At 60.6% G+C, this 17,089-nt stretch carries 17 protein-coding genes; 4 read left to right on the plus strand and 13 right to left on the minus strand.

Features of this window, described 5'->3' with window-relative positions; genetic code table 11:
* Positions 1-15: 15 nt before the first annotated feature.
* Positions 16-1,299 carry a family 4 glycosyl hydrolase gene (locus CWS72_RS04440; RefSeq protein WP_101249358.1) on the plus strand — a complete coding sequence of 428 codons (1,284 nt, stop codon included), beginning with the start codon at positions 16-18 and terminating at the stop codon, positions 1,297-1,299.
* A gap of 117 nt (positions 1,300-1,416) precedes the next feature.
* On the opposite strand, the gene CWS72_RS04445 is transcribed toward CWS72_RS04440, so the two are convergent.
* From CWS72_RS04445 to CWS72_RS04465, 5 genes are all read right to left on the minus strand, one after another.
* On the minus strand, positions 1,417-2,067 hold the full coding sequence (locus CWS72_RS04445; RefSeq protein WP_101249359.1) for a DUF4276 family protein: 651 nt from the start codon (positions 2,065-2,067) through the stop codon (positions 1,417-1,419).
* Positions 2,064-3,398: an AAA family ATPase gene (locus CWS72_RS04450; protein ID WP_101249360.1), complete on the minus strand. Its 1,335-nt coding sequence runs from the start codon at positions 3,396-3,398 to the stop codon at positions 2,064-2,066. Before CWS72_RS04450 ends, CWS72_RS04445 begins: the two co-directional genes overlap by 4 nt.
* A gap of 264 nt (positions 3,399-3,662) precedes the next feature.
* Positions 3,663-4,838 (minus strand): YncE family protein, encoded by a 1,176-nt coding sequence (locus CWS72_RS04455; RefSeq protein WP_199175542.1) that lies wholly within the window; start codon positions 4,836-4,838, stop codon positions 3,663-3,665.
* An 87-nt stretch (positions 4,839-4,925) separates the two neighbouring features.
* On the minus strand, positions 4,926-5,177 hold the full coding sequence (cas5, locus tag CWS72_RS28885; RefSeq protein WP_476718206.1) for a CRISPR-associated protein Cas5: 252 nt from the start codon (positions 5,175-5,177) through the stop codon (positions 4,926-4,928).
* A gap of 11 nt (positions 5,178-5,188) precedes the next feature.
* The gene (locus CWS72_RS04465; protein WP_101249361.1) at positions 5,189-7,405 is read right to left on the minus strand and encodes a CRISPR-associated helicase/endonuclease Cas3; all 2,217 of its coding nucleotides are present in this window, start codon (positions 7,403-7,405) and stop codon (positions 5,189-5,191) included.
* A gap of 179 nt (positions 7,406-7,584) precedes the next feature.
* On the opposite strand from CWS72_RS04465, the gene CWS72_RS27340 reads away from it, so the two are divergent.
* Together CWS72_RS27340 and CWS72_RS27345 are read left to right on the plus strand one after the other, a co-directional pair.
* Positions 7,585-7,845 carry a hypothetical protein gene (locus CWS72_RS27340; RefSeq protein ID WP_146002618.1) on the plus strand — a complete coding sequence of 87 codons (261 nt, stop codon included), beginning with the start codon at positions 7,585-7,587 and terminating at the stop codon, positions 7,843-7,845.
* Complete coding sequence (locus tag CWS72_RS27345) at positions 7,796-8,059, plus strand: helix-turn-helix domain-containing protein (RefSeq protein WP_146002619.1); 264 nt, start codon at positions 7,796-7,798, stop codon at positions 8,057-8,059. Before CWS72_RS27340 ends, CWS72_RS27345 begins: the two co-directional genes overlap by 50 nt.
* 108 nt (positions 8,060-8,167) lie before the next feature.
* On the opposite strand, the gene CWS72_RS04470 is transcribed toward CWS72_RS27345, so the two are convergent.
* The 7 genes from CWS72_RS04470 to CWS72_RS04500 form a co-directional block, all read right to left on the minus strand.
* The gene (locus tag CWS72_RS04470) at positions 8,168-8,980 is read right to left on the minus strand and encodes a hypothetical protein (RefSeq protein ID WP_101249362.1); all 813 of its coding nucleotides are present in this window, start codon (positions 8,978-8,980) and stop codon (positions 8,168-8,170) included.
* Positions 8,970-9,884: an ABC transporter ATP-binding protein gene (locus CWS72_RS04475; protein ID WP_101249363.1), complete on the minus strand. Its 915-nt coding sequence runs from the start codon at positions 9,882-9,884 to the stop codon at positions 8,970-8,972. The genes CWS72_RS04470 and CWS72_RS04475 overlap by 11 nt, the downstream gene beginning before the upstream one ends.
* Positions 9,885-9,896: 12 nt before the next feature.
* Positions 9,897-11,276 carry a cysteine--tRNA ligase gene (gene cysS / locus CWS72_RS04480; protein ID WP_101249364.1) on the minus strand — a complete coding sequence of 460 codons (1,380 nt, stop codon included), beginning with the start codon at positions 11,274-11,276 and terminating at the stop codon, positions 9,897-9,899.
* 255 nt (positions 11,277-11,531) lie between these two features.
* Complete coding sequence (gene gltX / locus CWS72_RS04485; RefSeq protein ID WP_101249365.1) at positions 11,532-12,869, minus strand: glutamate--tRNA ligase; 1,338 nt, start codon at positions 12,867-12,869, stop codon at positions 11,532-11,534.
* Positions 12,870-12,877: 8 nt separating this feature from the next.
* Positions 12,878-14,533, minus strand: a complete 1,656-nt coding sequence (locus CWS72_RS04490; RefSeq protein WP_101249366.1) for an NAD+ synthase — start codon at positions 14,531-14,533, stop codon at positions 12,878-12,880.
* Positions 14,534-14,617: 84 nt separating this feature from the next.
* The gene (locus tag CWS72_RS04495) at positions 14,618-15,085 is read right to left on the minus strand and encodes a hypothetical protein (RefSeq protein WP_101249367.1); all 468 of its coding nucleotides are present in this window, start codon (positions 15,083-15,085) and stop codon (positions 14,618-14,620) included.
* A gap of 316 nt (positions 15,086-15,401) precedes the next feature.
* Entirely contained in the window at positions 15,402-15,938 is a 537-nt protein-coding gene (locus CWS72_RS04500) for a DNA-3-methyladenine glycosylase I (RefSeq protein ID WP_101249368.1), read from the minus strand.
* 342 nt (positions 15,939-16,280) lie between these two features.
* On the opposite strand from CWS72_RS04500, the gene CWS72_RS04505 reads away from it, so the two are divergent.
* A complete protein-coding gene (locus tag CWS72_RS04505) occupies positions 16,281-16,562 on the plus strand; it encodes a hypothetical protein (RefSeq protein ID WP_101249369.1) in 282 nt (93 codons plus the stop codon).
* Positions 16,563-16,635: 73 nt separating this feature from the next.
* Here the strand turns inward: CWS72_RS04505 and mce are convergent, their stop codons facing one another.
* Positions 16,636-17,040: a methylmalonyl-CoA epimerase gene (mce, locus tag CWS72_RS04510; protein WP_101249370.1), complete on the minus strand. Its 405-nt coding sequence runs from the start codon at positions 17,038-17,040 to the stop codon at positions 16,636-16,638.
* Positions 17,041-17,089 lie beyond the last annotated feature (49 nt).

Here is a 17,089-nt window from a genome sequence, read left to right on the forward strand (position 1 = left end):
TAAGGAGGACCCGCCATGCCCAACGTCACCAAGATCGTCTTCATCGGCGCCGGCAGCGCGGCTTTCAGCCTCAGCATGTACCGCGACCTGTTCACCTCCAGGGACCTGGCCGGCAGCACCTTGACGCTGGTCGACACCAATGCCGAGGCCCTGCGCCGGTCGGGCGATCTGGCCGAGGCGCTGAACAGGCGCGGCGGAGCGGGCATCATCATCGAACGGACCACCGATCGCCGGAGCGCCCTCGACGGGGCGGGCTTCGTCGTCAATTCCGTGGCCATCGAGCGCAACCGCCTGTGGAAGCTGGATTTCGAGGTTCCCAAAAAGCACGGCATCCGCCACACCCTGGGCGAAAATGGCGGACCGGGCGGACTGTTCTTCACGCTCCGCACCATGCCGCTGATCTTCGACATCGCCCGCGATGTCGAGGCGTTGTGCCCGGACGCCCTGTTCATCAATCTGTCCAATCCCGAAAGCCGCATCGTCCTGGGATTGAGCCGATACAGCCGGGTGAGGCCGCTGGGCCTGTGCCACGGCCTGTTCCTGGCCCGCTGGTTCATCTGCCAGATCCTGGGGATGACGGAAGCCGACGTCGATCTGTGGGGGGCGGGACTGAACCATTTCCAGTGGGTGATGCACCTCCGCGACCGCCAAAGCGGCCGGGACCTTTATCCACTGCTGCGCGAGAGGGAAAAGACCCACGATCCGTCCTTCACGCCCCTGGTCCGCAAACTATTCCGCGCCTTCGGCCTGTGGCCGAGCTGCAGCGACGACCATACCGGCGAATTCCTGCCCTATGGCTGGGAAGCCGGCGAACATGGTTTCGATTTCACCGAGGACGAACGCGGACGCGGTATCCTGAAGGATCTGATGGACGGCGTCATCGACGGCAGCCGGACCATCCCCGAGGATTGGCTGACGCCGTCCTGGGGCGAGCGCGCGGTCGCCGTCATCGAAGCGATCCTGCACAACCGGAAGCGTTTCATCGAAGCCGGCATCGTGCGCAATCAGGGAGTGATCCCCAACCTGCCGGCCGACGTGGCGGTGGAGGTCCCCGTCATGGCCGACGCCGCCGGCATCCACCCCATCTCCCTGGGGCCGTTGCCCCAGCCCATCGCCAACCTGCTGTCGATACAGGCCGGCGTCCAGCAATTGGCCGTCGAGGCCGCCATCCACGCCTCGAAGGAACTGGCCCTGCAGGCCCTGCTGATCGACCCGGTGATCAATTCGGCGACGGCGGCGGCGGAGATCCTGGACGAACTGTGGGAGGCGAACAGGGACTACATCAGACCTTGCGTTTAGAATCCACGATTAATTATTTTTTATTCGAAGCGGGCATCACTTCGAAACCGCCGTTCACATTAAAACAATTCTGGAGCCAAATTTGCGTCAAATCAGACACATCTCCACAGAGTTCATTTATTTAATACACCCAAGATCCGCTAACGCAGCCCTAAGATTTACCTCAAACAATCGAAAAGATTCCGCTCGCCGAAGGCTGTCAACTGACTGCCTTTGAGCGATAGCTGAAAATACTTGCTGCACGTTTACAGCACGATGCCTACCTCTAACAATTTTCAGAGCGCGCTCCAAGACCTGTTTTGGATCAACGAGTCTCTCCGCGGCAGTGGCGGTGATAGGCAGTTCTAGTGACTCAGCAGATCCAGAGTACCCGAGTGCGGAAGTGACTGCATCTGGGTCTGCAAGTATCCAAGCTTCTGTTTCGTGACGTGGGGAGATCGCCACGCACCGAACAAGAGGGAATTTAAATTTAAGATACATGGCTGTACAGTATGCGCACGAGCGCATTTCCATCCCCCCCTCGAGTAGACGCCCCCCCGTATCAGCATGAATAAAGACTATCTTAAAAGCGTCTCTGGCGCTGAACGCCTCTTCAGCAACATCATTAATTGTTGAACGTGTCAATAATACAGACGGCGTATCAGGAATAATTGATGAGCATATGCCATCAACAAGTACAATTTCTTCCATAATTTTTGGAAGGAGCACTTCAAAATACGCTCTATCCGTCGCCCCTTCATATAGGGCTGCCCAACTCACGTAATTCATGCCGCATCTGTCGGATGCTGGAGCAGCCTTTCAGCTTCAAACCTTGAAAGACGCGTCTCCGGATTAAGTAAATCCCCAGTCGGGTCAATACCTGTCCGCATTCGCGTTCGTGTTGTTCGGGCACGCGTTGTCGGGTCAATCGTTATTACACTGTCCGCAACTATAATCTCATCATCTCTAAGTACAGCCATAACTTTTGGGGAGTGTGTATTAATCAAAATCTGAAATGATGCGGTAGATGGCTCAGTAGAGGCGTGAGCTGCACTGCGCAGAAAATCTACAAGCATAGGTATGCGCCCTTCATGCACACCATTTTCCGGCTCCTCAAAACATAACGTACCACGCCTTGCCGGATCATTTAGAACTGTAAGCAAAGAAAGTAGCCGTAAAGTGCCATCAGAAATAACCCTAGAACTAAAAACTTGATTACCAACAAATTCTATACTAAATGAATACTGTCTTTGATTCGGATCATTTTTTACATCGAGACCACTTACTGATGGTATAAGCGATGCAAGATCGCTGCTAATATCAGACAGGACGCCATTTGGCCTAGTTTCTGTCGCAGTTTCATCTTTTAATCGCGCCAAGACAGCCGATAGGTTCGATGCATCTGGTTTCAATGCTCGATCCTCGAACCTGTCGTTTGCACTCCTCGCTGCTCTGGGGTTAATCTCAAGAAACCTCATACTCGCAAGCATCTCTCGAAGGGCATAAAGATGAGGAAACTCAGCCGTAGCGATCGTTGAAAGCGCGGTACGAGACGCCTCTTTGAGAGAAAGCTGCATTGGCCGACCATGTTTCTGCCGACCATCCTGCCTCACTACAATCGCATCACGATCATCATTGATCCGTATGAATGGATTAACGCGGGCATTGTAAGTGACTTCAGATTTACGAAAAAACGTGGCCCGATCATCTTTTTTTGAGATTGGGGCACAAAATTCTTCGCGGACAAACACGCCGCGCGGCATGTCATCTGCACCAAGAATTAACCCGAGCTTCAATTCATAACGAAGACGACGTGCTGGTATTTCATAAGTTGTTCCGAAAGCATCCACTCCCTTACGACTCAGTAAAACCTCTATCGCAAAAGACATGCAATCAGAAATTCCAGAAGGCGTTTTTCGAAAAAGCTCCTCTGGCTCCCCTCGTAAATCTTGCATTGCAGTACGTATGTCATGCTGAGCAAGAAGGGATAGAAATCGGAGAGCATCGAATAAGTTCGATTTTCCGCTTGCATTTGGCCCGACCACGGCCGATAGAGGGCGGAGATCTAAACCAAAATTTTCAAACGTCTTAAAGCCGTCTATTTCGATTCGTGTCAGCATTTCGGTGGGCTACGGTCCCTCAGGTTGAGCTAGACAACAAAGTCCCTTTTCAGAAAAGACCGTTCTCGACAGCACAGTCAACCCAGAATGTGATAATGGCCTCTGCTGAAAGCGATCTCTCCTGCGTAACCGATTACCTTCAACTCAAACAAGCCTATGTACATAGCACAAACAATGACGCACGCTAAAAGCACAAAAAAACAGACTCCGACAAAAGCCTAAAGGGGTTTGGCCGAGGTTTTCCCGGCCAAGCCAATCCGCCCCTTACCGCCCCTGCCCGATCCGCGCCGAGGCGGGGTGTCCCGGCATCTTCAGGCGTTTTCCCGTATCGGTGACGTCCGTGCCCTGCACACGAAAGATCGAGAAGTCGCCGTCGTTGAAATTACCGACATAGAGATAGCCGCCATCCGGCGAAAACCCGATGGCTTCCGGCACGCCGCCGACCTCCAGTTCCTTCAGTTTGGTCACCTGCTTGCCGTTGATCCTCAGCACCTGGATGGTGCCGTTCTTCGCATAGAAGAAGGAATTCTTGGCGGCGGTGGAACCACGGATGACGGTCGCCACGGCGACGTCGCCCTTCGGGCTGATGGCCAGGCCTTCCGGAAAATCGCCGATGGCGATGCGGTCGATGACCCGCGGCGGCTGCGCTTCCAGATCGATGACCGTCATGTCGTCGATGCTGCCATCGGCCGCCAGGCTGCCCTGATCGACGGTCAGCGCCAATTTGCCGTCGGGCGTGACCACCACATTGTAGGGCATCAGGCCGGTGGGCAGATCGACCTTTCCGTAGGACACCTTGCCGTCGGCGATGTCCAGGATGGAAATCTGATGGGCCAGATTGCGGACCGCCAGCGCCCGCTTGCCGTCCGGGGTGAACTGCACATGGGCGACGCTGTCGGGAAGGGAAACGGTGTCGACCAGTTTGACCTCCGTCCCCTTGATCGAAAACACGCTGACCGACTTGTCCGCCCGGTTGGCGACCAGCGCCATGTCCCCCTTGGGACTGATATCGAGACCGGAGGGTTGCTTGCCTCCGCTGATGGTATCGAGCAGCCGGGGAGGATCGACCGTCAGGTCGACGACGAAAATCTTGTTGTCGGGCACCAGTTTCAGCGTGCCGTTATCGCCCGCCACATCGACGGAATCCGCCAGCAGGGCGAATTTCCCCGACGGATGGACGGCAAGGTTGGTCGGCGGGCCGGCGATGCTGTTGGGCAGCGGGATGACGCTGTCGATCTTCGGATTGGCGGGATCGGACAGATCGACGACGACGAAACTGTCCCTGCCCGGTGGAAAGAAGACCGGCTTGCCGTCGTCGTTCCAAAGATATTTCTCGTCATTGCCGACGATCATCAATGGTTTGGCCTGGGCGGCCGCCAAAGGACCGCACGCCAGGACGAAAGCGAGCAATCCCAAGGCCGTGGTCGAACGAAGGGTCATCGTGACATACCTCCCCCTTATTATTATCAACCGTAGCTTGAGACGGCGCGGGGAGGTCTGTCAAATAACCATGTTAAAATGTGTGATTTAGCGGATGTCCAGGGTTTCGCCCCACGCTCCCCTGCGGGGAGCGACCCTTTCGTTCCGCCGTTTGCCACATGTAAACGTCGTTTCGATCCACGCTCCCCTGTGGGGAGCGACCTTCCAATGAATGGCTTCCAGGATGCCCCGCGCGGCGGAGGGCGTCATGACGTCGTAGGACACCCGCTCGACCTTCATTTCCGGCCGCGTGAACAGGGCGTGATCACCGGATACCAAGAGTCTGATGCCATGCGGCATGGGCTATCCCCCTAAAAAATCGTATTTTCCAAAACATCCGCGTTTTCCCAGACCAAGCCGACTTCCGGCTGGTAGAGGCTCGAATCGGTCAGCACGGCGAACTGCTCCCCCCACAGGTCGGACCGAAGGAACGCCACCCGTCCATTGGCCAGCAGGGCGGCGCGATCCCTGGGCGGTACCTGAACGATGAAGGATTGCAAATCGCGGGCGGCCTTGCCGGGAGAGGCATCCGGCGAATTCAGGCGGTCCAGCACCGGCCGCACATGGTCGCCGTCATCGATGATCACCGGGACCAGACCGCTTTCGATCATCCGGAAATCGGCCGCCGCCGTCCGATAGTTGAACATCGTTTGTCCGTCGCTCAGCGAGAACTGTCCCAGGATCTTCTTTTCATCCAGTTGCCCCGCCCCCTTGCGCCAGAAGACCTCCTTGAAATAGGCCCGCATGGCGTCCGGCGACAAAAGGTCGTCATGGGATTCCGCCATCCGGGCGAAATCGGCGGCCAGTTGCGCGACTTCGCCCGGCGGCGGATTGTCCTTGGCCTTGAAAACAGTAACGATGCTCTGCTCGATGGGCCGCCCGCCCTCGCGATTGCACCGTCCGGCGGCCTGGGCAATTTGGTCCAGCCCGGCCTCCGCCCGCCAGACGCATGGAAAATCGACGTCGACCCCCGCCTCGATCAGCGACGTGGCGATCAGACGGCAGGGTTTTCCGTTCTCCAGATCCGTCCTGACCCGCTCCAGAATTCGGCGCCTGTGGACGGCATATTGACGTGTGGTCAGATGGACGAGGCCGTCCAGACCGGCCTGCCCGGCCTGCCGATACAGTCGCAGGGCATGTCTGCGGCTGTTGACGATGACCAGGGCCTGATGGTGATCGCGCAAGGCGTCGACCAGCGCATCGTCATCCAGGACATGGCCCTTGGAAATCCGGACCCGTCTGAGTTTTTGCGACAGGGCCTTGGGGTCGGGAGCGAGTTCCCGCCCCTCCAGTTCCAAACCGCCATGTTTGAAGTCACGGACGTCCAGCGCGGGTTGCGTGGCCGTACACAAAATGATCGTCGCGCCGTAGTGTCGCGCCAGTTCGTCCAGCGCCGCCAGACAGGGGCGCAGAAGCTTCAGCGGCAAGGTCTGCGCCTCATCGAGAATGATGACGCTGTTGGCCAGATTGTGCAGCTTGCGGCACCGCGAGGGACGATTGCCGAACAGGCTTTCGAACAACTGCACATTGGTGGTGACCACCACCGGCGCGGCCCAATCCTCCATGGCCCGCTTCAGCTTATCCCGCCGTTCTCTTTCCTGAAATTTTTCCTCGTCGATGGAGGAATGGTGTTCGAGAACGACATCATCCCCAAGCACAGAGCGGAAAATGGCGGCGTTCTGGTCGATGATCGAGGTGAAGGGAATGGCGTAGACGATCCGCCGCAGATTGTGCGCCTTGGCATGATCGAGCGCGAATCCCAGCGAAGCCAGGGTCTTGCCGCCCCCCGTCGGCACCGTCAGGGTGAACAGGCCCTTCCCGTCCGAGGCCCGGCCACGGACATGCGTCAGGATCTCGTCGCGCAGGACATTGACATTGCTGACGGCGGCCTTCTTTCGCTTGTCCGCCATGTAGGCGTCGAAGCGACCGATCAGAACGTCGATTTCCGCGCGCAAATCCGGCCAGTCGCGATCGGCGTCCGGCGTGTAAAAGCCCTCGGTGTCCTTGAAGTCGGCATCGACGAGGCAGGAAAACAGCATCCGTCCGAGAAAGGACAGTTGAAAGGCGCAGGTCTCTCTCGATATTTGCGACGGCTTGATCGCCGCCGGCCACAAAGGCCCGACATCGATATCGATTTCCTGCCGCCAGATTTCATCGATCGGCTCTACGGATTTGCCGAGCCTATCCAGCAAGACGTCCTTATCCGCCAGCCCCGCATGATGCCCGGCGATGGCATAGGAGACGAGCTGCGCGGCAACCTGATCGAAGCCATCGGCGGCCAGCGTCAGGATTTCCCTGGCCCCGGCGGTGGAATGATCGACCGGATCCGCCGCCCCCATGAGGCGCGCCTGGAATTTTCTGGAGTATTTACCCAAATCATGCAGAAGACCGGCGATCCTGGCGGCATTCTCACCGCCAAATTCCGCAGCGAACCGCGAAGCCCTTGTCCCGGTCGCCGTAAGATGATTGCGAAGCCTGTGCCATTTTTCCTGGCTATCGTCGTCAGCAAGACTGTGCGCGAAATACATTTTCCAGGATCACGGCAACGATTTATACAGCTTTCAATTGTGCGATCCCTTTTAAAGGCTGGCAAGACTGTTTCCGCGCCGGCAACTCTTTATCTGCGGATCACCCCCGACACGGAGCACATGGTCGCGGAAAAATCTTTCTTATTCTAATATCGCATATTGCCTCCGGAATATGATCAGTGGTGCAAGATCAGCCGGAGTCGGAAACAACGGAGCAAACAGAAAGGATTACCGAGAACAGCCCATTTGACGCCACGGTGTCGCATGCATGGCGGGCTTTCCGGGCATCGTCGCCCGTGCGGATCGCGCCGCCCCGTTCCGAAGCGGAATACTCGGCGCTGACCGCGCTCATGAATGATCTTCTGGACGAAATCGGTGACGATGAAGGACATGAAGATGTCGATCTGCTCGATTTGGTGTCGGCCCTGGTCGAGGCTTAGTGAGAGAGAGAATATTGAAATCCCGGACGCGCCGCCGGCGGATGTTCTGGCCTTCCTGATGCGCGAACATGACTTGAAGCAAAGCGATTTGCGCACCGAATTCGGCACACAGTCGGTCGTCAGCGAGGTTCTGCGCGGCAAACGCAACATCACGGCGGCGCAGGCGAAAGCATTGGGCAATCGTTTTGCCGTGTCGCCGGCCGCCTTTTTGTAATCAACCCAAGAGAAACAGCGACTCGAAGTTTTCCGGCCTGGATGAACGAATCGCCCGGCGGCGGCTTTCCCAGATCAACCCGGCATAACCGCCGGGCGTCTTCGCGGATCACTCCCGCGCCAGGTCCTGCCAATGGAAGAGGACCGCCGCCGCCGCCGCCAAAAGAACCGCCATGCCGGCCAGGGAAAGCGGCGCCAGCAGCGGCCAGATGCCGTCGGCGCCGCCGCTCCCGACGCTCCAGTTCAGCAGCATCTCCACCGCCAGGCTGGGAACGGCCAATTGCTGGAGGGGGGAAAGATGCTCGATCGACAGCCTTCCGGCGGTTACGGCCTCGATGACGATGATCAGCGAGACCGAGGACAGGGTGGCCAGCGGAGAGCGGGTGATCACCGCCAACAGGGCGGCCAGCGCCCCCCAGATGGCCACCTTCAGGACGGATGCCAGGAAGGCCGCCGCCAGGGGAACGAGGGCGGTGGCCAAACCGTCGAAACGCGGCATGGGATGGCGCCACAGCCCGGCTTCGAGGAAACCCAAGACGACGGCGGCCAATCCGACCAGACAGACGACGGCGGCGACCGCCAAAACGAAAACGAGGACCTTTCCGGCGATCAGGGCGGTGCGGCCGCTGCGGGGAACGATATAGCGCCAGGTCTCCCAGCGATAATCGCCGGCCATCAGACCGGCGGCGCCACCGGCCAGAAAGATCTCGGCCAGAAGATTGCCGCCGATTCCCAGGGCATGGCTCAAATCCCGCACGCCATCCACATGGCTGACGTCCACCACGACGGCGGCGCGAAAAAACAGCATGGCGGCCAGTTGGAACAGGAAGAAGGCGCAAGGGACGGACAGGAATCCCCAGAACAGCAGCCGGCCGTCGCGGCGCAGCTTTTCGGCCTCCGCCCGCATGACGTCACCGATCATCGCCGCCCTCCTCGACCAGTCCGACGAAATAGCGTTCGAGATCGCGCCCCTGCCATTTCGCCTCGTAAAGCTCAAGGCCGGCGGCGGTCAAACGGCTCAACAGACGGGGGGCCTCGTCACGGGTGATGGAGACCTTGATCCGACCGTCCGGCTGCGGCCGGGCGGCATCGCCGATCAGGCGGCAAGCCTCTTCGACCGGGCGGATGTCGAGCAGCAGATGATCCCCGCCGATCAGCTCGGCCACCGCCCCGCTGGCCGCCAGCCGGCCCCGATGGAGGATCGCCACATGGTCGCAAACCCGCTGCACCTCGTCCAGCATGTGGCTGGACAGCATGACGGTCACCCCGTCCCGCTCCGCCAGATCGCGGAACAGGTCGCGCATTTCGACGATGCCGACCGGATCCATGCCGTTGGTCGGCTCGTCGAGAACCACGGCGCGCGGATGGCCGATCAGGGTGGAGGCGATGCCCAGCCGCTGCTTCATGCCAAGGGAATAGCCGCCGACCCGGCGCCCGGCCGCCTCTTCCAGTCCGACGCGGGCCAGCAGGGCCCGGCGCTCGGGTCCGGGACAGGAAACGCCGGCATATCCGGCCAGGACGGAAAGCGTCTCCTCGCCGGTCAGAAAGGGATAAAGGCGGGTCGTCTCGATCAGGCCGCCGACGGAACGCAACACCCCGGGAGCCTCGCGCAGGCTTTTGCCGAAAAGACGGAACGATCCCTTATCCGGATGGACCAGGCCGAGCACGACGCGCAGCAGCGTGCTCTTGCCGGCGCCGTTCGGGCCGAGCAGCCCGAAAATGCCGCCCTCGGCGACCTGCAGGCTGAGATCGTCCAGGGCGGCGACGACCCCGCCGCCGCGACCGTAGGTCTTGGAAACCTTCTCGACGTCCAGAAACGCAGCCAATCGGCCCTCGCCTCAGGCCCGCCGCCAGGTGGTGCCGCCGGCCCCGTCCTCAAGGAGCACGCCCTGGTCGGCCAGCTCCTTGCGGATGCGGTCGGCCTCGGCGAAATTCTTGGCCTTGCGGGCTTCGATGCGGCGGTTGATCAGATCATCGACGGCATCGTCGGACAGCGCCGAGCCCGCTTGCGGGACCCAGCGGAACCAGGCCTCGACATCCTGCTGCAAGACGCCCAGCACATCGCCGGCGGCCAGCAAGGCGCCCTTGCACTTCGCCTTTTCGTCGGTGGTGACGGCCTTGTTGAGCTGGGTGGCCAGATCGTGGAGATGGGCGATGGCCAGGGGCGTGTTGAGATCGTCCTCCAGCGCGGCCATCACCTCGAACGGCACCCGGTCGCGCCCTTCGGCCGGAATGTCGGCGACGGTCCGCAGGGCCAGATAGAGCCGGTCCATCCCGGTCCGGGCCTGCTTCAATCCTTCGGCCGTCCAGTCGAACGGCTGATGGTAATGGGCCGCCAGCATGGCCAGGCGGATGGCCTCGCCCGGCGCCTGGTCCAGAAGATCGCGGACGGTGAAGAAGTTGCCGAGGGATTTCGACATCTTCTCGCCCTCGACCATCAGATAGCCGTTATGCAGCCAATAGCGGGCGAAGGGCTGGCCATGGGCGCAGACGCTTTGCGCGATCTCGTTCTCATGGTGGGGGAACACCAGATCCTGCCCGCCGCCATGGATATCGAAAGTGACGCCCAGATATTCCCGGCTCATTGCCGAGCATTCGATATGCCAACCGGGACGGCCGCGTCCCCAGGGGCTGTCCCAACCGGGCAGATCGTCGGAGGACGGCTTCCACAGCACGAAGTCGGCGGCATTGCGCTTGTAGGGGGCCACCTCGACGCGGGCGCCGGCGATCATCTCGTCCTGGCTGCGCCGCGACAGCGAGCCATAGTCCGGCATCGAGGGAACGGAAAACAGCACATGGCCGTCCGCCTCATAGGCATGGCCGCGTTCCAGCAGCTTGCCGATCATGGCGATCATCTGGGCGATATGGGCGGTGGCCCGGGGCTCGACGTCGGGACGAAGCGCGTTCAGGGCGTCGATATCGGCATGGAAGGCTTCGGTGGTCCGCGCCGTCAGGGCCGAAATCGGCTCCTTGTTCTCCTTGGCCCGCGCATTGATCTTGTCGTCGACGTCGGTGATGTTGCGCACATAGGTGACCGCCGGATAGAGCCGCTTCAAAAGGCGGTAGAGCACGTCGAAGACGATGATCGGACGGGCGTTTCCGATATGGGCGCTGTCATAGACCGTCGGCCCGCAGACATACATACCCACGCATTTCGGATCGAGGGGAACGAAGGGTTCCTTGCGGCGCGTCAGGGTGTTGTAGAAGGCGAGCGACATGGATTTAGCGTTTCCTTAAGGTTCGGGGCGCATGCGCCCAACGGGATCGGTTTTTGGTCCGGCGTGAAAACACTCACTCTTTTCGTCATCACCGGGCCTGACCCGCTGATCCACATGGTCGGATCAAGCGACTAGTGTTCTGACGCCAACGCTTGTTTCCCTCGTCATTCCCGCTTTCGCGGGAATGACGGATGGGGGTACTTTCCGTTGGCGCCAGAACACTAGGTCCGGGCATGACGAAAAAAATAGCTCCAATCACGCCGCTTCGCCGCACAACCGGGCAGCGGCGCGCGTCCGGCCGATCAGGGGTAGCAGAGTCTTGAGCTCGGGTCCATTCTCGCGACCGGTCAAAGCCAGACGAAGCGGATGGAACAATTCCCTGCCCTTGCGCCCCGTGGCCTGCTGCACGGCGCCGGTCCAGCTCTTCCAGGTATCCGCCGTCCAGGGTTCCGGCGGCAACAACCCGGCGGCCTGGCCGGCGAAGGCGGCATCCTCGATCACCGGAGCGACGGTTTCGCGGCAGATATGCCACCAGTCGCGGGCATCGTTGATTTGCGTCAGATTGGCCCGGACGGCCATCCAGAAAGCCTCGTCGCCGTCCAGCCCCACCCCTTTCAGGCGAGGCGCCGCGTCGGCGAAGCTCATCTCGTGCAACAGGCGGGCGTTCAGATGGTCGAGTTCCGCCGGATCGAATTTCGGCGTCGCCCGGCTGAACTTGGCGATATCGAACTCGGCGACCAGGGCATCCAGCGACTGGCGCGGCTGAATGGCGTCCGAGGTGCCGAGCTTGGCCAGAAGGCTGGTGAGCGCCATGGCCTCGACCCCGGAAGCCCGAAGCTCGCCCAGGGACAGGCTGCCCAGGCGCTTGGAAAAACCCTGGCCGGCGGCGTCCGTCAGCAGGGGCAGATGGGCGAACTGCGGCGGCGTGGCGCCCAGGGCCAGAAAAATCTGGATCTGCGCCGCCGTGTTGGTGACATGGTCCTCGCCCCGGATGACGTGGGTGATGCCGAGATCGGCGTCGTCGAACACCGAGGGCAAGGTGTAAAGCGGAGTGCCGTCGGCGCGGATGAGCACCGGATCGGACAGATGGGAGACGTCATAATGGCAAGCGCCGCGGACCAGATCGTCCCAGCGGACCTCGCCGTCGTCCAGCTTGAAGCGCCAGTGCGGCCGGCGCCCTTCGGCCTCGTACGCCTTCCGCTCGGCCTCGGTCAGCTTCAGCGCGGCGCGGTCGTAGACGGGCGGCACGCCGCGGGCCATCTGCCGCTTGCGCTTGTACTCCAGCTCCTCGGAGGTCTCGAAGCAGGGATAAAGCCTGCCCGCCGCCTTCAGGCGCTCGGCCACCTCCTCGTAAAGCGCCGTGCGCGCCGATTGATTGACCCGCTCGTCCCAGGTCAGGCCGAGCCAGACGAGATCCTCGCCGATCGCCACCTCATGGTCGAGGCGGCTTCTTTCGCGATCGGTATCGTCGATGCGCAGGACGAAGCGCCCGCCTTGCTTCCTGGCGAAAAGCCAGTTGATCAGGGCGGGACGGGCATTGCCGACATGCAGTCGGCCGGTGGGACTGGGCGCGAAGCGTACCGTGACGGTCATCTGTTCAATCAAATCGTGTCGGTGAAACCATTGACGATGGGGTAGCGCCGGTCGCGCCCGAAGGCGCGGCTGGAAATCTTGACGCCGGGCGGCGCCTGGCGGCGCTTGTATTCGGCCCGATCGAGCATGCGGAAGACGCGGCGCACCACGGCGGCGTCATGACCGGCGGCCACCGTTTCGGCCGGCCCCAGTTCCCGTTCGATCAGGCAATAAAGAATTGCATCCAGTTGATCATAGGGCGGAAGCGTGTCCTGATCCTTCTGGTCGGGCTTCAGTTCGGCCGATGGCGGCTTGGTGATCACCCGTTCGGGCATCACCGGCCCCCGCGGCCCCAGGGCGCCATCCGGCCGATGGGCGTTGCGCCAGCGGGACACCTCGAAAACCGTGGTCTTGTAGAGGTCCTTCAACACCGAATAGCCGCCGCACATGTCGCCGTAGAGGGTGGCGTAACCCACCGACATTTCCGACTTGTTGCCGGTCGACAACACCATATAGCCGAACTTGTTGCTCATCGCCATCAAGGTCAGCCCGCGCGACCGCGCCTGGACATTCTCCTCGGTGGTGTCGGCCTGGGCGCCCGCGAAGACGCCCGAGAGCATGCCGGTGAAGGCTTCCATCGCCGGTCCGATCGAAATGCTGTCCAGCCGGATGCCGCAAAGCCGGGCCACTTCGGCCGCGTCGTCGAGGCTTTCCCGCGAGGTATAGGGCGAGGGCATCATGACGCATCGCACCCTGTCCGCCCCCAGGGCATCGGCCGCCACGGCAGCCGACAGGGCGCTGTCGATGCCGCCCGACAGTCCCAGCAGAACGCCCTTGAAGCGATTTTTCGTCACATAGTCCCGCAGACCCAGCACCATGGCCTGGTAGATGGCCTCCAGCCGTGGGGGCGGCGGTGTCAGGGCGCCCGGCTCGCAGACCAGTCCGGCCGCGTCGCGCCGCCAGCGGGTGGTCACCACCACCTCCCGCCAGGAGGGCAATTGATGAACCGCCTCGCCTTTCGCGTCGAGCACGAAGGACGCGCCGTCGAAGACCAGTTCGTCCTGGCCGCAAATCTGATTGAGATAGATCAGCGGCAAGCCGGTCTCGCGGACCCGTCCAGCGGCATGACGGCGCCGATCGTCCGGCTTGTCGATCTCGAAGGGCGAGCCATTGGGCACGACGAGGATCTCGGCCCCGGCCCGGCCCAGCGCCGCCGCCACATCCTCGTACCACATGTCCTCGCAGATCATCAGTCCGAGGCGGAAACCGCGAAACATCACCGGCTGCGGCAGCGGACCGGGCACGAAGACGCGGGCCTCGTCGAAAACGCCGTAATTGGGCAGGTGATGCTTGATCACCGTCGCCGCGACGGCGCCGTCGTCGAGCAGGACCGCGGTATTGTGCCGCCGCTCCTCGATCAGCTGGGGCGCCCCGACGATCAAGGCCGGCCCGCCGTCCCTGGTCGCCGCCGCCAGGGCGGCAATGCCCTCCTTGACGGTATCGAGGAAGGCATCCTTGAGAACCAGATCCTCGGGCGGATATCCCGACAGCGCCAGTTCCGGCACCATCACCAGATCGGCATCCCCGGCCCGCGCCCGCGCGTCCAGAATGCGCGCGACGTTACCCTGCACGTCCCCGACGGTCGGATTGATTTGGGCGATGGCGATGGAAAGCGTGTCGGACATGGTTCGCAGCCTGACGTTTCATGTGCGTCGCCGCAAGCTATGCGGCTCGTTTGCAAGTGTCAATTTTAGAATACCACCTTCAGATCAGCGAAAACCGGCCTTGCGGCAGGCCTCCAGGACATAAAGATCCTGCTCGCCCTCCAGCGGCCGGCCATTCAGCGACGTCTGCCCCGTTTTCAGATCGACCGAAATGCGCGCGACGGGCATGGCCGTATTGGCATATTTGCTGGAGGAGGTGGTCGTCCCGCTGGTGCTGGACGAGCCGCTCTGCTGGCCCTTCACGTAATCCATCGGATTGATCTTCAGGTCGAACTGCACCTTGTCGGGCAGGGTGAAACCCCCGTTGTCGGCCGGCAGGTCGGCCGGCGCGACATATTTTCCATGCACGTCCGTTCCCGGCTGATAGGCGACGTCGGGAGACGGGTGATGACGGACCAGCGCCATGCAATCGCTCCTCGTGACATAGACGCCGGCCCCCGATACTCCGACCGGGTCCGCGAGGGCGATCGAGGGGATCATCAGGATGGTGAAAAAGACGACGCGCGAGATCATCGAAAACCGCTCCTGCCTTGATCTTTCCGATTGTGTCGCCCAGTGCGACGCGTTCGCAACAAAAATATATTCAATCCAACCATTATACATTTGTGATTTGTGATGACAGCGGCTCCGAAGTTTCGTAATCTCGCCTCACAAAGAAAGGGGCGCAACAAATCCCGCAGAGGTAGGCCCGAGTTTAGGGAGGATGCAAGAGCGCCTTCCAAGGCGCTTTTCCGAGGGGAGAAGGAACACTGGCAAGGCCTCCGGGTCTTGCCATTCTTTTTGGGCCCCACCTTCATCTTCCCGACATTACGCCTTTCTTTGAAATCGGTCATTTCGCCGCGCGTTCCCGCGCCAACGTGTCCAGACGCAACTGAACCGGACAATCCGGGCGGTGCGCTCCCGGCAACAGCCCGATGCTCATCAGGAACTCGTTGACCACCTCGCCCCCGGTGAAGGTGAAGGTCTTCTTGAACAGCTTGACCCAGGCCTCCTTCGACTGGGCCGGCTGCGCCGCCAGCCAGGCGGCGAAGGAGCCGTATTGAGCGGACAACGCCAGAAGGCGCCCGGCATTTTCGATGACGGCCAGGATCTTGCGGCGATTGCGAATGATGCCGGCATCGGCCAGCAAACGGGCCACCTCCGCCTCGCCGTAGCGGGCGACGACGTCGGGCCGGAATCCGTCGAAAGCGGCGCGCAAGGACTCCCTCTTCTTCAGAACGATCAGCCAGGACAGGCCGGCCTGGAAGATCTCCAGACACAAGCGCTCGAAAAGCGCCGCGTCGTCGGAAAGAGGAAAGCCATATTCCCGATCATGATAGGGCCCATGATAGGGATGGCCCGGCGCGACGTCGCAATACCAGCTCATAGGGGGAAACCCTTTCCTCGTTGCGCCGGGATTATAACCCGGATTTCCCTCTCCGGGGATGGCTCGCCGGCATCAAACGATACCGCGCATATCAAAATTTGGCGGCAAACCATGGGTGGAAGATTTTTCAAAAATTCCTTTTGTCGACATCCATTCTTTTCTAACAAAATGTCGGAATACATACAATAAATGTCGCAATGACGACATAACATTTACTACATAATTATTTATTTGATGACAGCATACATCTTCAAATAGACTGAACATTGTCGCATGGCAATTTTGCCCTGCCGCGAGAGCGTCGCCGCCGTAAAGGCCGTTGGACGCTTGCGGAGAACTTTCATGAGCAAAGCTGAAGATCTTCTCAGCCAACTTCTCGTCGCGCGTACCGGCGTGAACACCGGGGAACGGCAAGCCCAGTCGCGCATCAAGACGCGCGACTACCTCGATCGGGGCAAAAAGGAATTGAAGGGCGAGAACGTGCTGTCGATCATCAAGGAGACCGAAACCGAAATCGGTGCCCTGCGGACATCCGCCCTGGCGGAGAAAGACGACAATCTGGTCGAGGTCTACGACGCCGCCCTCAGCGTCTTTTCAACCTGGAACCACGCCCGGGAAGCTTAACCGGACATGAGAACTGCGCCGCGCCAAAACAGGCCGGCGCAGTTCGCACGTTTCAAACGAACGCTTCCCAGCCTCACGCCTGCTCAAGTTCGACCAGGGTTCCGATGAAATCCTTGGGATGCAGGAACAACACCGGCTTGTCATGGGCGCCGATCTTCGGCTCGCCATTGCCGAGGACGCGCGCGCCGCTGGCCTTCAGCTTATCGCGAGCGGCGATGATGTCCTTGACCTCGTAGCAGACATGATGAATGCCGCCCGACGGATTCTTGTCGAGGAACGCCTGGATCGGCGAGTTTTCGCCGTAAGGCAGCAACAATTCGACCTTGGTGTTGTCCAGCAGGACGAAAACCACCGTCACGCCATGGGCAGGCAGTGTCTGGGGTTCGGAAACCTTGGCGCCCAGGACGTCGCGGTAGGTCTTGGTCGCGGCGTCGAGGTCGGGAACGACGATGGCGACATGGTTGAGTTTACCGATCATAGAACGGGTACTCCCTAACAATGAGGAAGACAGAGTTATACACATAAAA

This window comes from Telmatospirillum siberiense (genome assembly GCF_002845745.1).
Classification (GTDB): domain Bacteria; phylum Pseudomonadota; class Alphaproteobacteria; order Rhodospirillales; family Magnetospirillaceae; genus Telmatospirillum; species Telmatospirillum siberiense.

What these genes read in the sequence shown, in the direction of transcription:
- CWS72_RS04440 (WP_101249358.1), top strand. Translation starts at nt 16, where the DNA reads ATGCCCAACGTCACCAAGATCGTCTTCATCGGCGCCGGCAGCGCGGCT.
- CWS72_RS04445 (WP_101249359.1), bottom strand. Translation starts at nt 2,067, where the DNA reads ATGAATTACGTGAGTTGGGCAGCCCTATATGAAGGGGCGACGGATAGA.
- CWS72_RS04450 (WP_101249360.1), bottom strand. Translation starts at nt 3,398, where the DNA reads ATGCTGACACGAATCGAAATAGACGGCTTTAAGACGTTTGAAAATTTT.
- CWS72_RS04455 (WP_199175542.1), bottom strand. Translation starts at nt 4,838, where the DNA reads ATGACCCTTCGTTCGACCACGGCCTTGGGATTGCTCGCTTTCGTCCTG.
- cas5 (WP_476718206.1), bottom strand. Translation starts at nt 5,177, where the DNA reads ATGCCGCATGGCATCAGACTCTTGGTATCCGGTGATCACGCCCTGTTC.
- CWS72_RS04465 (WP_101249361.1), bottom strand. Translation starts at nt 7,405, where the DNA reads ATGTATTTCGCGCACAGTCTTGCTGACGACGATAGCCAGGAAAAATGG.
- CWS72_RS27345 (WP_146002619.1), top strand. Translation starts at nt 7,796, where the DNA reads ATGAAGATGTCGATCTGCTCGATTTGGTGTCGGCCCTGGTCGAGGCTT.
- CWS72_RS04470 (WP_101249362.1), bottom strand. Translation starts at nt 8,980, where the DNA reads ATGATCGGTGACGTCATGCGGGCGGAGGCCGAAAAGCTGCGCCGCGAC.
- cysS (WP_101249364.1), bottom strand. Translation starts at nt 11,276, where the DNA reads ATGTCGCTCGCCTTCTACAACACCCTGACGCGCCGCAAGGAACCCTTC.
- gltX (WP_101249365.1), bottom strand. Translation starts at nt 12,869, where the DNA reads ATGACCGTCACGGTACGCTTCGCGCCCAGTCCCACCGGCCGACTGCAT.
- CWS72_RS04490 (WP_101249366.1), bottom strand. Translation starts at nt 14,533, where the DNA reads ATGTCCGACACGCTTTCCATCGCCATCGCCCAAATCAATCCGACCGTC.
- CWS72_RS04495 (WP_101249367.1), bottom strand. Translation starts at nt 15,085, where the DNA reads ATGATCTCGCGCGTCGTCTTTTTCACCATCCTGATGATCCCCTCGATC.
- CWS72_RS04500 (WP_101249368.1), bottom strand. Translation starts at nt 15,938, where the DNA reads ATGAGCTGGTATTGCGACGTCGCGCCGGGCCATCCCTATCATGGGCCC.
- CWS72_RS04505 (WP_101249369.1), top strand. Translation starts at nt 16,281, where the DNA reads ATGAGCAAAGCTGAAGATCTTCTCAGCCAACTTCTCGTCGCGCGTACC.
- mce (WP_101249370.1), bottom strand. Translation starts at nt 17,040, where the DNA reads ATGATCGGTAAACTCAACCATGTCGCCATCGTCGTTCCCGACCTCGAC.